Source organism: Pseudomonas lijiangensis, from assembly GCF_018968705.1.
Lineage (GTDB): Bacteria > Pseudomonadota > Gammaproteobacteria > Pseudomonadales > Pseudomonadaceae > Aquipseudomonas > Aquipseudomonas lijiangensis.
Window position 1 is genome coordinate 503,973 of the sequence record NZ_CP076668.1, and the last position, 15,167, is coordinate 519,139.

The 15,167-nt window shown below is 59.0% G+C and carries 16 protein-coding genes; 8 read left to right on the plus strand and 8 right to left on the minus strand.

All coding sequences use genetic code 11. The annotated features are described in order from the left end of the window. Positions 1 to 84: 84 nt before the first annotated feature. From KQP88_RS02260 to KQP88_RS02275, 4 genes are all read left to right on the plus strand, one after another. Positions 85 to 717, plus strand: a complete 633-nt coding sequence (locus KQP88_RS02260; RefSeq protein WP_200986111.1) for a sarcosine oxidase subunit gamma — start codon at positions 85 to 87, stop codon at positions 715 to 717. Positions 718 to 826: 109 nt separating this feature from the next. Then, the gene (gene purU, locus KQP88_RS02265; protein ID WP_025258205.1) at positions 827 to 1,684 is read left to right on the plus strand and encodes a formyltetrahydrofolate deformylase; all 858 of its coding nucleotides are present in this window, start codon (positions 827 to 829) and stop codon (positions 1,682 to 1,684) included. 170 nt (positions 1,685 to 1,854) lie between these two features. Next, positions 1,855 to 3,054: a formaldehyde dehydrogenase, glutathione-independent gene (gene fdhA, locus KQP88_RS02270; protein ID WP_198724259.1), complete on the plus strand. Its 1,200-nt coding sequence runs from the start codon at positions 1,855 to 1,857 to the stop codon at positions 3,052 to 3,054. A 180-nt stretch (positions 3,055 to 3,234) separates the two neighbouring features. After that, entirely contained in the window at positions 3,235 to 3,801 is a 567-nt protein-coding gene (locus tag KQP88_RS02275; protein WP_216704738.1) for a DUF2780 domain-containing protein, read from the plus strand. On the opposite strand, the gene KQP88_RS02280 is transcribed toward KQP88_RS02275, so the two are convergent. After that, positions 3,781 to 4,680 carry an acyltransferase gene (locus KQP88_RS02280; protein ID WP_216704739.1) on the minus strand — a complete coding sequence of 300 codons (900 nt, stop codon included), beginning with the start codon at positions 4,678 to 4,680 and terminating at the stop codon, positions 3,781 to 3,783. The two genes, KQP88_RS02275 and KQP88_RS02280, sit on opposite strands and share 21 nt — an antisense overlap. 185 nt (positions 4,681 to 4,865) lie before the next feature. Between KQP88_RS02280 and rloA2 the strand changes: the two genes are divergently transcribed. Continuing rightward, positions 4,866 to 5,366 carry a retropepsin-like aspartic peptidase RloA2 gene (gene rloA2, locus KQP88_RS02285; protein ID WP_200993904.1) on the plus strand — a complete coding sequence of 167 codons (501 nt, stop codon included), beginning with the start codon at positions 4,866 to 4,868 and terminating at the stop codon, positions 5,364 to 5,366. Between the two features lie 26 nt (positions 5,367 to 5,392). Here the strand turns inward: rloA2 and KQP88_RS02290 are convergent, their stop codons facing one another. Then, the gene (locus KQP88_RS02290) at positions 5,393 to 6,022 is read right to left on the minus strand and encodes a glutathione S-transferase family protein (RefSeq protein ID WP_183143800.1); all 630 of its coding nucleotides are present in this window, start codon (positions 6,020 to 6,022) and stop codon (positions 5,393 to 5,395) included. 286 nt (positions 6,023 to 6,308) lie between these two features. Here KQP88_RS02290 and KQP88_RS02295 point away from each other — a divergent pair, with 286 nt between their 5' ends. Next, complete coding sequence (locus KQP88_RS02295) at positions 6,309 to 7,259, plus strand: IS110 family transposase (protein WP_216704740.1); 951 nt, start codon at positions 6,309 to 6,311, stop codon at positions 7,257 to 7,259. 39 nt (positions 7,260 to 7,298) lie between these two features. Here KQP88_RS02295 and KQP88_RS02300 read toward each other — a convergent pair whose 3' ends face one another. From KQP88_RS02300 to KQP88_RS02325, 6 genes are all read right to left on the minus strand, one after another. Continuing rightward, on the minus strand, positions 7,299 to 7,463 hold the full coding sequence (locus KQP88_RS02300) for a hypothetical protein (RefSeq protein WP_198724272.1): 165 nt from the start codon (positions 7,461 to 7,463) through the stop codon (positions 7,299 to 7,301). Beyond that, entirely contained in the window at positions 7,460 to 8,566 is a 1,107-nt protein-coding gene (locus tag KQP88_RS02305) for a PepSY-associated TM helix domain-containing protein (protein ID WP_216704741.1), read from the minus strand. The genes KQP88_RS02300 and KQP88_RS02305 overlap by 4 nt, the downstream gene beginning before the upstream one ends. Positions 8,567 to 8,628: 62 nt before the next feature. Next, positions 8,629 to 11,046: a TonB-dependent siderophore receptor gene (locus tag KQP88_RS02310; RefSeq protein ID WP_216704742.1), complete on the minus strand. Its 2,418-nt coding sequence runs from the start codon at positions 11,044 to 11,046 to the stop codon at positions 8,629 to 8,631. 88 nt (positions 11,047 to 11,134) lie between these two features. Continuing rightward, positions 11,135 to 12,133, minus strand: a complete 999-nt coding sequence (locus KQP88_RS02315) for a FecR domain-containing protein (RefSeq protein ID WP_216704743.1) — start codon at positions 12,131 to 12,133, stop codon at positions 11,135 to 11,137. Continuing rightward, positions 12,130 to 12,648: an RNA polymerase sigma factor gene (locus KQP88_RS02320; protein ID WP_216704744.1), complete on the minus strand. Its 519-nt coding sequence runs from the start codon at positions 12,646 to 12,648 to the stop codon at positions 12,130 to 12,132. Before KQP88_RS02320 ends, KQP88_RS02315 begins: the two co-directional genes overlap by 4 nt. Positions 12,649 to 12,877: 229 nt before the next feature. Further along, positions 12,878 to 13,699, minus strand: a complete 822-nt coding sequence (locus tag KQP88_RS02325; protein ID WP_198724278.1) for a DeoR/GlpR family DNA-binding transcription regulator — start codon at positions 13,697 to 13,699, stop codon at positions 12,878 to 12,880. 151 nt (positions 13,700 to 13,850) lie between these two features. Between KQP88_RS02325 and KQP88_RS02330 the strand changes: the two genes are divergently transcribed. Then, complete coding sequence (locus tag KQP88_RS02330) at positions 13,851 to 14,690, plus strand: DMT family transporter (RefSeq protein ID WP_216704745.1); 840 nt, start codon at positions 13,851 to 13,853, stop codon at positions 14,688 to 14,690. Between the two features lie 11 nt (positions 14,691 to 14,701). Beyond that, the gene (locus KQP88_RS02335; RefSeq protein ID WP_216704746.1) at positions 14,702 to 15,100 is read left to right on the plus strand and encodes an MAPEG family protein; all 399 of its coding nucleotides are present in this window, start codon (positions 14,702 to 14,704) and stop codon (positions 15,098 to 15,100) included. Positions 15,101 to 15,167: the final 67 nt, after the last annotated feature.

The following is a 15,167-nucleotide window of genomic DNA, read 5'->3' on the forward strand; positions in this document are numbered from 1 at the left end:
ACGACCTGCTTGCAGACGCAGTTTTCATTGTTTGAACCATGGAGGTCGCGGGCAAGCGCGCTCCTACAGGCACAAAGGTGTCCCATGACCACAGTCAACGTATACCAACAGCGCCCCGAAGCGGGCGTAAAGGCTGAATCGCCGCTGTTCCACGCTAACCTCGACAGTCTGGTCGGCAAGGGTCGCGCCAACCCTGGCGTGATCCTTCGCGAGAAGAAACTGCTCGGCCACCTGACCATTCGTGGCGATGGCCGCGATCCGGCGTTTGCTGCCGGAGTTCACAAGGCGCTGGGCATGGAGCTGCCTGCGGCACTCACTCTGGTCACCAGTGGCGAAAGCTCGCTGCAATGGCTTGGCCCGGATGAGTGGCTGCTGATCGTGCCTACCGGCGAAGAGTTCGCGACCGAACAACGTCTGCGCGAAGCACTGGCAGGGCTGCATATTTCGGTGGTGAATGTCAGCGGTGGCCAATCCATTCTGGAGCTGACCGGCCCCAATGTTCGTGAAGTGCTGATGAAGTCCACCAGCTATGACGTGCACCCGGACAACTTCCCGGTCGGCAAGGCGGTCGGCACGGTGTTCGCCAAGTCACAACTGGTGATTCGCCGCACCGGCGAGGAAACCTGGGAACTGCTGATCCGTCGCAGCTTCGCGGATTACTGGTGGCTGTGGCTGCAGGATGCCAGTGCCGAGTATGGGTTGAGCATCAAGGCGTAGTGAGCCCCCGTTCGCGAATGAATTCGCTCCCACGGCGAAGCCCCTCCCACAAATTCTGTAGGAGCGGATTTATCCGCGAAAAACCAATGAGGCAGGAGTCTCTTTAAATATGAGTCGCGCCCCCGATACATGGATTTTGACTGCCGACTGCCCCAGTGTGCTGGGGACGGTGGATGCGGTAACCCGTTATCTGTTCGAGCAGGGCTGCTATGTCACCGAGCACCATTCGTTCGATGACCGGCTCTCGGGACGTTTTTTCATTCGTGTCGAATTCCGTCAGCCCGACGGCTTCGACGAAGCAGCCTTTCGTTCTGGCCTGACCGAGCGCGGTGAAGCCTTTGGCATGATCTTCGAGCTGACAGCGCCGAACTACCGTCCAAAAGTCGTGATCATGGTGTCCAAGGCCGATCACTGCCTGAACGATCTGCTCTATCGCCAACGCATCAACCAGTTGTCCATGGATGTGGTTGCGGTGGTCTCCAATCACCCCGATCTTGAGCCTCTGGCTGGCTGGCACGGAATTCCGTACTACCATTTCCCACTCGACCCGAACGACAAGCCTTCTCAAGAAGCCAAGGTCTGGCAGGTCATCGAAGATTCAGGCGCGGAACTGGTGATCCTCGCCCGTTACATGCAGGTGCTGTCACCGGACTTGTGCCGCAAGCTCGACGGCAAGGCGATCAACATTCACCACTCGCTGCTGCCGGGTTTCAAGGGCGCCAAGCCTTACCACCAGGCCTACAACAAAGGCGTGAAACTGGTGGGCGCGACGGCCCATTACATCAACAACGACCTGGACGAAGGACCGATCATTGCCCAGGGCGTCGAAGTGGTAGACCACAGTCACTATCCCGAAGACCTGATTGCCAAAGGCCGGGATATCGAAGGACTGACACTGGCACGGGCCGTCGGGTATCACATCGAGCGGCGTGTGTTTTTGAATGCCAATAGGACAGTAGTTCTGTAGAGCTACAAGCTGCAAGTTTCAAGCGGCAAGTGAAAAAGCGGCAGCAGCAAGCGACAAGTTTCAAGCTACAAGCAGCAAATGGAAGGCTGGCGAGATCCTCTTGCAGCTTGACGCTTGCTACTTGTAGCCAACACTCCCTCTTCCCAACAACAAATATAGAGGTGGCATGCATGTCTGGTAATCGCGGTGTGGTGTATCTCGGCGCTGGCAAGGTCGAGGTGCAAACAATTCCTTTCCCGAAAATGCAGGATCCAAGGGGCAAGCGCATCGAACACGGAGTCATTCTGCGCGTTGTTTCCACCAACATCTGCGGCTCGGACCAGCACATGGTTCGCGGTCGTACCACTGCCCAGACCGGCCTGGTGCTCGGTCATGAAATTACTGGCGAAGTGCTCGAAGCCGGGCGCGATGTCGAAAACCTCAAGGTCGGTGATCTGGTTTCGGTGCCGTTCAACGTGGCGTGCGGTCGTTGCCGCAGTTGCAAGGAGCAGCACACCGGCGTCTGCCTGAGCGTCAACCCGGCGCGTGCCGGTGGGGCTTATGGTTATGTCGACATGGGCGACTGGGTCGGCGGGCAGGCGGAATACGTGCTGGTGCCTTACGCCGATTTCAACCTGCTGAAACTGCCTGACCGCGATGCGGCCATGGAGAAGATTCGCGACCTGACCTGCCTCTCCGACATTCTGCCAACCGGTTATCACGGCGCAGTGACTGCGGGCGTCGGTCCGGGCAGTACCGTGTACGTCGCTGGTGCCGGACCTGTCGGTCTGGCGGCTGCGGCTTCGGCCCGCTTGCTGGGTGCTGCGGTGGTGATCGTCGGCGATGTGAACCCGACGCGTCTGGTTCACGCCAAGGCTCAGGGTTTCGAGATCGCCGACCTGTCGCTGGATACTCCACTTCACGAACAGATTGCTGCGCTGCTGGGCGAGCCGGAAGTGGATTGCGCCATCGATGCCGTGGGCTTTGAAGCGCGTGGCCATGGTCATGCGGGTGCGCAGTCCGAAGCGCCGGCCACGGTGCTCAACTCGTTGATGGGCGTGGTGCGGGTTGCCGGCAAGATCGGTATCCCCGGCCTGTATGTCACCGAAGATCCGGGCGCTGTGGATGCTGCAGCGAAAATGGGCAGCCTGAGCATTCGCTTCGGCCTGGGCTGGGCCAAATCCCACAGCTTCCATACCGGCCAGACCCCGGTCATGAAGTACAACCGCCAATTGATGCAGGCCATCATGTGGGACCGTATCAAGATCGCCGATGTGGTGGGTGTCGAAGTCATCAGCCTGGATGACGCGCCACGTGGCTACGGCGAGTTCGATGCGGGCGTACCGAAGAAATTCGTGATCGACCCGCACAAACTGTTCAGCGCAGCGTAAGCCTGTCGCGGCCAAGGCCCCTCCACAATCCCGTGGGAGGGGCCTTGGCCGCGACTTTGCACGTCCGTTTCGGAAAGAACCACCCTCCAGCCGTTACATCCGGGAACAAGGTCTGCATCCTCCAGTCAAACCGTCTGTTTTACCATCCACCGATGGTTTCGGTTCTAGAGGTTGACTGTAATGAACACTGTTCGCGGTATGGCACTTGCTACATTGATGGCCCTGGCGGCAAGCCCGGCTTTTGCGTTCAATCTGAATGACGCAGCCAATGCGGTTTCCAACGCCACAGGCGGTAATCAGAAAGCCACGGCGGCACCTGAGGCTGCCGGCCTGCTAAATACCCTCGGTACACAACTGAATGTCACCCCCGAACAGGCTGTTGGCGGTACGGGCGCTTTACTTGGGCTGGCGAAGAACAAACTCACCGGCCCCGATTACTCCCAACTCACCAAATCCGTTCCGGGCCTCGATCAACTGTCTGGGCTTTCCGCGTTGAATACGCTGGGTGACGGCGGGCTTGGTGCCTTGCTGGGCGGCAGCGGAAAATCGGGAAACAGTTCGGCGCTCGGCAGTGCGTTGGGCAATGTGCAGAACATGGATGACGTGAACAACGCATTCAAGGCGCTGGGCATGGACAGCAGCATGGTCAGCCAGTTTGTGCCGGTGATCCTGCAATACCTCGGCCAGCAAGGCGCCAGCGGCTCCGCATTGCAGAGCCTGAGCGGCTTATGGGGTGCCGGTAGCTGATTCGTTACGCAAGGCGCTGATATGGGTGTCCTTTTCGATCCAGAGCTGGTTGACCCAGTTCTGGATCCGCTCGCGAAACAGCGGATCGTTCTCGTAGTCGCCCTGCCACAGCGCGGGGTCCAGTTCCCGGGTCTTGATGTCGACGATCACCTTCGGCACTCGCCCGCACAGCATGTCCCAGAACCCCGGAATCCTTGAGCCGGGATACACCACCGTCACATCCAGAATCGCATCCAGTTGTTCACCCATGGCAGCCAGCACGAACGCCACGCCTCCGGCCTTTGGCTTGAGCAGGTTCTGGTAGGGCGATGCCTGGGCCGCATGCTTGGCTTTTGTGAAGCGTGTGCCTTCCAGATAGTTGACGATGGTCACCGGCTGGCGCTTGAACAGTTCGCAGGCGGCCTTGGTGATTTCCAGATCCTTGCCCTTGAGTTCCGGGTGCTTTGCCAGGAACGCCTTGCTGTAGCGCTTCATGAACGGGTAATCCAGTCCCCACCAGGCCAGCCCCAGGAACGGCACCCAGATCAGTTCCTTTTTCAGGAAGAACTTGAAGAACGGTGTACGACGGTTGAGCGCCTGTACAAGGGCCGGTATATCAACCCACGACTGATGGTTGCAGATCAGCAGGTAGGAGGTATCGCCACGCAGGTCCTCGTGGCCGCGAATCTCCCAGCGGGTCGGAGTGAATGCGCCGAAGATGTATTTGTTGATGTGCGCCCAGGTTTCCGCAAACCACATCACCGCCGCCGAGCAGTGATCACGCATGTGCCCCTGAAACAGCAGTTTGAGCAGGGCGCAAACCAATAGCGGGCCGATCAGCACGAGGGTGTTGATCAACAGCAGAAGGGTGACGAAACAGCCACAAAGCACTCGACGCATAAGGTTCTCTTGAGTCTCTTCAAGGTTGGCAATGATAGAGACACTGATTTGCCGCGCCAATTACACAGGTGCTTACAAATGTTTCACGCGCTGACGATTATGCTGATCCTGTTCGAACAAACTTCAAGTTTGCTGTCTAAAACCGGGCGTCAATAAGGCGCTGCCCCCTGCGAGGAACCTGCCACGTGAAACCGATTCTGGCGCTGTTGTCCCTGCTGGCGTTGCCTGTCATGGCCGCCGAACCGACGCTGTATGGTCGCTATGAAAACATCAAGGTCGCCGAGATCGGCCAGACCTTCAAGGCCAAGATGGACACCGGTGCACTGACAGCATCCCTGTCGGCCAAGGACATCGAGTTGTTCCAGCGTGGTGGCGAAGACTGGGTGCGTTTCCGTCTGGCGACCAAGGATGCCGACAATAAAGTCTACGAACACAAGGTTTCGCGTATCAGCAAGATCAAGGGCCGCGCCGAGGGCGATGACGACGATGAAACCATCGATTCGGCCAAACGCCCGGTCGTTGATCTTGAACTGTGCCTGGGCAACAAGAAGCGCACGGTCGAAGTGAACCTGGTGGATCGCAGCCACTTCAACTACCCATTGCTGATCGGCGCCAAGGCCCTGCGCGAGTTCGATGCCGCAGTAAACCCTGCACGCCGTTATACCGCCGACCAGCCCGATTGCTGATCGACTTCACGGGCTGAAATCGCGACTCAAACGAACGGCTGTGTCGCCAGCATCGAGGGTCGCTGGCTGACGTCGGCGTACCAGTTGGCCAGTCGCGGATAGCTGCTGCGCCAGCGCAGGTCCGGCTGCCGGAAGTCCAGATAGCCCAGGGCGGCGGCTACGCTGATGGAGGCTACATCGAAGGATGAGCTGAGTTCGGTAATTGCATCCTGCTCGAAATAGCTCAGGGTTCGTTCGATCTTTTCCTGCTGGTTATCGAGCCATTGATCCCAGTGCTTTTCCTGGGGGCGCAGCGCGGTTTCGTAACGGATCAGCAGGGCGGCGTCCATCAGCGCATCGGCCAGGGATGCCAGGGTCAGACGCCTCCAGCGCGCCGAGCCTTCGCGAGGGATCAGTGGGTTGCCGACATGCTGGTGGTCCAGATAGTCGAGGATCACCCGGCTGTCATGAATGATATTGCCGTCAGCCAGGCGCAAGGCCGGGATCTTGCCTGCGGGGTTGTCGTCATTGAGTTCGGCAGAAGGGTTGACCGGTGTCAGCAGTGTGGTCTGCAATTGCACGCGGTCGAGCTGCCCGGTTTCATGAAGCAGAACCACCACCTTGCGGGCGAAAGGAGAGGCGGGGTTGGAATACAGCGTCATGGTCGGTGCTGACATGAATCTTCCTCGGCAGGTACAGATTCATAGATTAGTCAGCGGATTGTTGGTCTGCAATGCTGAACATTTCGCGAATGAATTCGCTTGTATGGTAGAGCTTGAAGGGGTGGTGGGACGAACAATTCGCATCTGACTGCAGCCACAGTACAGACCGTGGGAGACCTCGCCTCACCCCTTCCACCAAAAGCGCCGATAAAGAATGCTTCGTTCAAGCGACGATAGAAACAAGCCTGCGCCTCTGGGTGAACCCCCTCAAGCCGTAAAACCTTAGCGTGGAGAAGTGCCCATGGCAATGCGCGTTTCGCAGTCAATCGTGGGCGTGGATGTTGCCAAGATTGAACTCGTTACCTATCAGGCAGACCTGGATCTGCTCACCTCGATAGCCAATGAAAAGCCCGCCATAAAGCGCTGGCTTAAAACGTTGCCAAGGCCCACCGCCATTGCTGTTGAGGCGACCAATATTTATCACGTCGATCTGGTCGAGCTGGCTTACGAGTCTGGTTTTGACGTCTACATCATCGACGGTTTTCAACTGAGCAATTACCGTAAAGGCATTGGTGGTCGTAGCAAAACGGACGCTTCCGATGCTCGGCTTCTGGCCCGTTTTCTGAAAAACGAAGGCGAAGATCTACGCCCCTGGACCCCGCCTCCAGCCGTCTATGGCAAGCTGCAAAGCCTTCTGCGCCGCAGGGCTTCGCTGGTTCAGGCCAAAACCAGCCTGACCCAGAGCTGGGCCAATGACGCCAGTTTGAAAGCCGCCTTCGCAGCTTTCCTCAAGTCCATCGAGCGGCTGGACCTGTTGGTCCAGAAGAAGCTCAAAGAGGTCTTGCGCGAAGCCGGCCTGCTGGAGCAAGTCGCCCGATGCCAAGCTGTCGAAGGCATCGGTTTTCTGACCGCGACCGCTCTGGTCATGGCTTACAGCCGAGGCGACTTCACGAGTAGCGATTCATACATCGCCTTTTTGGGCATGGACCTGAGGGTGACTGACTCAGGCCAAAAAAATGGCCGCCGATCCCTGACCAAGCGAGGTTGTTCGGAGATCCGCCGATTGCTGCACAACGCCGCCATGTCCGCGAGCCGATCAAGTGCCTGGAAAGAGTTTTACGACCATCATCGCAGCCATGGAAAAGCGACCACACAAGTGCTCGTCATGCTCGCTCGTAAACTCGCTCGGGTGGCATTCGCCCTGATGAAGAATCAGAGCGAATATCAAACCAAAGGGTGGGTTATGGCTTGATCACAACCATAGAATCTCCCACACAGAGCGGATAGGTCATCACCGCCGCTTCATCAACCCCCGAATACTCAACCCCGCCGCAATCCCCATCCCGATCCAGGCCAGGATGTCCCATCCGTTATCTCCCAGCAGGGCCATGAACAATCCCGTGCCAGTCAGCACTGCAATCAGGCCGGGCACCGCAAACGTCGAGCCCTTTTTCATGGTTTGACCTGCGCCCGACGCCGTACCCACCACAGATAAAGCCCGCTACCCAGCACGATGATGGTCAGTACATCCAGCGCCGCCCACAGAATCTTCATCGGCATGCCGCCGTAATCACCGAAGTGCAACGGTTGCGACATGCCCAGAGCATCCATGTACCAGGGCCGTTCGACGATGGCGGTGACCTGCAGGGTCTGGGCGTCGATCAAGACCGGTGTCGCCAGGTGAGCGGTCAGGTGCGTATCGCCCTTGAGGAATACGGCGTAATGGTGCTCGCTGGAAAAGCGCGTGCCGGGGAATGCGATGAAGTCCGGTTTCATACCCGGCACGGCGGCTTCTGCGATATCCAGCAGGCGTGTGGCAGGTGCTCGCTGAAGCAGTGACGGGGCGTCGCGGTACGGTTCGATCATGGTCGCCAGAGCATCGTTGCGCCATGAGGCAATCAACAGATCGGCGCAGGCGCTGATCACTCCGGTCACACCCACCACCAGCGCCCAGGTCAGGGTCACGACGCCAATCAGGTTATGCAGGTCCAGCCAGCGGGTGCGCGTGGATTTGCCTGCGCGGACGGTGCCGAACTCGAGCTTGCGCATGAAGGGCGCATACAGCACGGTCCCTGAAACAATCGCGACTACAAACAGCAAGCCCATGAAAGCCAGCAGCAGTTTGCCGGGCAGCTCTGCATACATATCCACATGCAGGCGCAGCATGACCATCATGAAGCCGCCATTGGCCGATGGCATTTCCTGGGCTTCACCGGTACGGGCATCCAGAGCGAAGGTGTGGGACGAATTGGGCTCGGTGCCAGCGGTCGCTGCGGTAATTGCCATGACGCCATCGGGATCGTCTTCGTCCCAGCCGAAATACTGCAGCACTTCACCGGGCCGGTGGGCCTCGGCGGCCTGGACCAGTTGTTCAAGATTCAGGCGCGGTGTGTCGGCGGGCATTTCCCGATAGTGCGGGGCGTCGCCCAGCAGATGGTCGATCTCGTGATGAAAGATCAGCGGCAGGCCGGTCACTGCCAGCATCAGCAGGAACAGTGTGCAGATCAGGCTGCTCCAGGTATGGACGATGGACCAGTGGCGCACGGTTTGGCTTTTCATTGCATGTTCCAAAAAGCAAAAGGCCCGCTGACAATCAGAGGGCCTTTGGTAGGGGTGTCAGATCACCACTTGTAATTGACGCTGGCGACGACGTTGCGCTGATCGCCGTAGTAGCACCAGAAACCATCACAGGTTGCCAGGTAGTCCTTGTTGAAAATGTTCTTGGCGTCCACTGCCACCGAAGCACCTTTCAGGCTGCTGGCCAGACGGCCCAGGTCGTAATGCACCGAAGCGTCGTAAACGGTGTAGGAGCCTACATGGCCCAGAGCGGTGTTGCTCTGGTTGCCATAAGTGTCACCCACATAACGCACGCCTGCGCCGACACCGAAGCCATCGAGTGCGCCGTTGTGCCAGGTGTAGTCAGCCCAGGCCGTGGCCTGATTGCGTGGTACTTGCGGGACACGGTTGCCCTTGTCGTCGCCCTTGAGGATTTCGCTGTCGGTGTAGGTATAGGAACTGATCAGCTTCAGGTTGTCAGTCACGTCCGAAGTGGCTTCAAGCTCCAGGCCACGAACCTTGATCTCGCCGATCTGGCTGGTGATGTTGTTCTCGGTGATCGATACGTTCTTCTGGCGCAGGTCGAACACGGCCGCAGTCAGCAGGGTTTTGGAGCCGGGCGGTTGATACTTCAGGCCTGCTTCGTACTGACGGCCTTCGGTGGGCTTGAACGACTCGGTGGCGCTGACGCCTGCGCCGGTCGCAGGCTGGAACGACTCGGTGTAGGAGATATACGGCGTGAAGCCATTATCGAAGACATAACTCAAGCCCGCATTGGCGCTGAAGTTCTTGTCGCTCTGGGTGCTGGTCACATCGTTGTTGTTATAGAACTTTGTGCCGGTATGCACCCAGTCTTCACGACCGCCGAGGGTCAGGCGCCACTTGTCCAGAGAGATCTGGTCCTGTGCATAAAGGCCGGTCTGTTGGGTTTTCTGGTTGTAGTCGTACAGTGACGAATAGAGCACGTTGGAGAAGTCAGCGCCGTACACCGGGCGGTTGACGTTGGTGCCCGGCACGTTGCCAAAGCCATACAGCCACTGATAGTTGGTATTGGAGCGCTGATGGTCCAGGCCCAGCAATACGGTATGGATCAAGGCGCCGGTCTGGAAGTCGGCCTGGAAGTTGTTGTCCACGGCAAACTGGCTGATGTCTTCGTTGACCACGCCTGTGGTGCGCCCGATGTTGCCGTCCGCATCGACGGCGGTCGGACCATTGTTGACGCTCAGAGCCTGGAACGACAGATCGCTCTTGGTGTAACGCAGGTTCTGGCGGAACTGCCAGACATCGTTCAGGCGATGATCGAATGCATAGCCCAGCGCGTAGTAGGTGCGGTCATAGAATTCCCAGTCTGGATCACCCAGGTTCTTGTGATGGGAAATCCTGCCGCTGGCCGACTCCAGTTTTGTGCCCTGCAAAGGCAGGAACTGGCCGGTGATCCCGGTATCGTCACGGGTGTATTGGGAGATGAACGTCAGGTGCGTGTCGTCATCGATATTCCAGGTCACGCTGGGCGCAATGTTGTAGCGCTTGTCCGGGATGTGGTCGATGGCCGAGCCGCTGTCACGCACGACACCGCTGACGCGATACAGGAACTGGCCGTCTTCGTCGATCTTGCCGGTGCTGTCGAAATTGATCTGCTTGTGTTCGTTATTGCCCACCTGCAGGCCGACTTCGTTGCTGCTTTCGGCTTGCGGGCGACGGCTGACCATGTCGAGCATGCCGCCTGGAGGCGTCTGGCCGTAGACCGAGGACGACGGGCCGCGCAGGACCGCGATGCGCTCAAGGTTCCATGGCTCGGGCTTGGGGTTGGCGTAGGAGCCGACCGGCATGGGCAGACCGTCAAGGAACTGGGTCGGGACAAAGCCGCGAATCCGCAGCCAGTCGTTGCGCGAGTCAGAGCCATAACCGCTGCTGACGACGCCTGCGGTATAGCGCAGGGCATCATTGAGGTTGAGTACGGAGCGATCATCCATCTGTTGGCGGGTCACCACCGAGATCGAACGCGGCGCTTCTACGATAGGCGTGTCTGTCTTGCTGCCGGCCGCCGTGCGGGTCGCGGTATAACCCGTGACAGGTCCCCATGCGGTTTCACTGTCACCCTGCGAGCCCTGAATGGTGGTTTCCGGCAAGGCCAGTGTCCCTTCCGGTGCGGCTTCCAGGCTGTAAGTGCCCGCGCTGCTCTGCACCAGTTGCAGACCTGTACCACGCAAGGCCTGACGCATGGCCGCAGTGGCCTCGAACTGACCTTGCACCGGCGCCGACATACGACCGCTGACCAGCGATGGGTTGATCGCCAGGGCCAGGCCTGCCTGACTGGCAATCTGATTCAGCGTGGTGGACAGCGCGGCGGCTGGCAGGTTGTAGGCGCGAACGCTTGAAGCCTGTTCGGCGGCAATCGGCGCGGTGCTCACCAGCGGCGCGCCGAGGGCGATTGCCAATGCCAGCAGGCTGGGACGCATAAGGGTTTCAAGCGGGCGAGACATACAAGGCTCCAGGGCAAACGGTATCTATTGCCTCTCTGCCGCACGAGTCTGAAAAAGTGACAGGGCTGCTGGTAAAAATATTTCCGGATCAGGGTTTTTCAGGCGATGCGCCGTCGTCTTGCCCGGTTCGTGCCTGGACTTTCACCCACCATGGCGTGTGCTGCACGATCTGCACCGGCAAGGTCGGCATCAAGGCCTTGAGGGCCAGATCGGTATTGCCCAGCGGGAAGCTGCCGGTAATCCGCAGATCCGCGACCTGAGGCGACACACCCAGATAGCCGACCCGGTAGCGGCTCAGTTCGTCGAGCATGTCGCCCAGGCGGGCGTTGTCCATGACCAGCATGCCGCGCGTCCAGGCATCGGCGCCTGAGGGCAGGCTCAGCAGCGGGCCGAGCCCGTTGGCTGTCAGCAGGACTTGCTGCCCTTCGCGCAAGACTTGCTCGTTCCCCTGGTTGCGAGGATTGGCCGCGACCGCCGATTGCAGCACGCTCAGGCGCGTGCCATCGGTTTCGCGCCTGACGAGGAAGCGAGTGCCCAGGGCGCGCATCCTGCCGTCGCTGGTTTCGACGATGAAGGGGCGTGGATCGTCATGGTTGCCGGTTTCGACCAGTATTTCCCCATCCTGCAGCACGACCCGACGCTGTTGCGCGTCGTAGTGCACATCGATTGCGCTGTGGGTGTTGAGGCGAATCAGGGTGTTGTCTGCCAGACGAATGTCCCGCTGTTCGCCGGTTGCGGTGCGCTGGTCGGCGAGCCAGTAATCCAGCGGCAGGTAGCGCTCGCTCATGAACAGCGCCAGGCCGCAGCTCACTAATACCCCGGCGAGTCCGCCGCCCAGCTTGCGTATACGACGGCGAAGGGTGCCGGGCGCCTGTTGCAAGGCCTTGCGTGCGGGACCTGCGGGAATGGCGAAGCGCTGGTTGAGCATGCCCAACTGGCTCCAGGCCCGGGCGTGCTCTTCGTTGGCGGCCAGCCATTTGCTGAACTCGTCCTGCTCGATCCCGTCGCCGGAATCCAGGCACAGTTGCCACGCAATGGCGGCATCCAGCACGTGGGCGGAAACGGGTCTTGAACCAGCGAATTTCATGTCGGCTCGCCATACAGGGCGATGTAGCACTGGCGCATGGCCTGGGCCAGGTATTGCCGGACCCGTGAAACCGAAACCCCCAGGCGCTCGGCGATTTCGCCATGGCTCAGGCCGTCCAGACGGTTGTACAGAAACGCCGCCCGGGCTTTGCTCGACAGCTTGCCCAGCATCCGGTCGATGGTCTTGAGGTCTTCAAGGATCAGCAATTGATCCTGCGGGGAAGGGTGTTCGGCTTCCGGGATCAGCATCAGTTCGTTGAGATAAGCCTGTTCCAGCGCTGCGCGGCGGAAGTAGTCGAACAACAGGCCTTTGGCGACCGCTGCCAGAAAGGCGCGTGGTTCATTCGGGGTCTTGAGTTCGTCACGTCCCAGTAGGCGTACGAAAGTGTCCTGGCTCAGGTCTTCGGCCCGCTGTGGGCAGGCCACATTGCGTCGAAGCCAGGCCAGCAGCCAGCTGCGATGGTCGCGATACAACACGCCAACGATCTCGTTATGAGTGCTTGGGGCTGACGACACGAATGGCCTCGAATGGAAATGTGTTAAATAACGAGAACGATTCGCGATTCTGTCAGAGCGCGTGGATACTGGCAATTGACGCTTATCGGAATACCAACTTCGCCCTGTGGGAGGGGGCTTGCCCGCGACGGCTTCAATGAAGCGGATAAAACAGTTTTTGACCTCACTGGCCCTGTCGCCGGCAAGCCGCCTCCCACAGTCATTGCCTGTTCATTCGCGAAACAAGAGATCAGCGCTTATTCCCGACCGGCGCCAGCAACAGCTCGATACGGTGCTTGCGAATACCATCGGCCGCGGCTTCTGCCAGTGCGGCATCGGTGATGATGGTGTCGAACTGTTCAAGGGCTGAAACCTTGTACATGCCGAAGGTGCCGTATTTCGAGCTGGTGGCGATCAGTACGGTCTGGGATGCCGACTGCATGGCCGCCTGTTTGACTTCGACTTTCAGTGCCGAAGGTGTGGTGGTGCCCCGTTGCAGGTCCCATGAGCTGGTGGACAGGAACGCCACATCCGTGGCCAGTTGACGCAATGTCGCAGCAGCCAGCCCGCCGACGCTGGAGCGGTTGGGATGGTCGAGCAGGCCGCCGGTATGAATGACATCCACATGAGCGGCATCGGCCAGGGCGTTGACGATGCCGAAGTCATTGGTGACCACGGTCATGCCGGACAGCGCCACGATATGCGGCACGATCTCCAGGGTGCTGGTGCCGGCGTCCAGATAAACGGTCATGTCCGGATGCAGCAACCCGGCTGCCAGCCTGGCCATGCCTTGCTTGTGAGGCAACTCCACGACAGCCTTGGATTGATGACTGGGTTCGCTGTGAACCTGGCTGGCGATACGTACGCCACCGGTCACCGAATAGGCGCGTCCTTCCTGTTCCAGCACGGCGATATCGCGGCGGATGGTCATGTGCGAGCACTCGAACATTTCCATCAGCTGGTGCACGCTGAGTACCTGGTGCTTGCGCAGTTGACGAAGCATCAGCTCGCGTCGTTGATCTGGGATCATCGGTGTACCGCCAACAATGGCGATATCCTCTTCGGTGGACATTCCTGCTCCTGTGCATCCATGAACGGCGGTCCTTGCATCTTAGCCAATCGCTCCGACAATCGCAGCAGCTCTCTCCACGGCAAATCTGTCGGCAACCGCTGAATCCACTATGCTCGCGCAGGTGCATGGAATTGTTTCAAGGAGAGTCTGAGTGCTGGCAACTGCTCTGGTATTGATGGCAGCGGTGCTGCATGCAATATGGAACACCCTCGTCAAATTCAGTGTCGAACGGCTGCTCGTGATTGCCAGCATGGATGCCGTGGCTCTGCTCTGTGCGCTTCTGGCGCTGGGGTTCGTCACTGCCCCGCAACCTCATATCTGGCCATGGCTGGTGGCGTCGGCGCTGTTCGAGCTGCTTTATCGCTATCTCTTGATCAAGGCTTATCGGGTCGGTGATCTTGGGCTGGTCTATCCGCTGATGCGTGGGCTTTCGCCGTTGGTGGTGCTGGGGCTGACTCTGGTGTTTGCGGGCGAGCAATTGAGTGGTCAGCAGATTTTCGGGATCTTGCTGATTCCTCTGGGGATGGTCTGTCTGCTTTGGCAGGGTGGAGGTGGCGCTCGTCTGCCGTGGTCGATGTTACCCGTGGTGGGCATGATTGGCGTATGCATCGGCAGCTACACTTGGATCGACGGGCAAGCCATTCGTTTGGGAGCACATCCGCTGGACTATCTGGTCTGGCTGACGCTGATCAGCGCCTGGCCTTTTCCGTTCCTGGCGGTCTGTCACAAGCGCTCGGCCTTCGTGTCGTTCTGGCGAGAGCAGTGGCAGTTGGGTCTGAGCGTCGGGTTGTGTGTCCTGTTCAGCTATGCGCTGGTGCTTTGGGCCATGCAGTCGGGATCGGTTGCCGAAGCGGCGGCACTGCGGGAGGTCAGCGTAGTGCTGGTGGTGCTGTTCGGTATGCGTTATCTGAAAGAACCTTTTGGCCGCCCTCGGCTGCTGGCTTGCGGGCTGGTATTGCTCGGCATGTTTCTAATGAAGTTCAAGTTATAGGAAGTTGAGGTATGACAGTTGCATTCTGGTGCGTATTGATTGCGATCATTTTGCCGATCGTTTGTGCTGGCATAGCCAAGATCGGAAGTGGCAGGTACAACAACAGGCATAATCACGATCCACGAAGCTTTCTCGATTCCCTGGGGGGGTTTCCCAAGCGCGCCCATGCGGCGCAATTGAACAGTTATGAAATCACTCCTGCTTTCGCTGCTGCGGTCATCATTGCTCACATAGCGGGCAATGCGCAGTTGGTCACTATCGATGTACTGGCCGTTCTATTCATTACCAGTCGGTTGCTCTACATCATCTTCTACGTTGCCGATCTGGCTACCATGCGTTCTGTGGTGTGGCTGATCGGTCTTGGTGCCATTGTAGGAATGTTTGTAGCTTCGGCTTTTCCGGCTGCCTGAGTGCAGCATTGCTGCACGTCTCTTCAACGGTGGTCAAGGACACTGGCCACCGTTGCCCATCCGATGC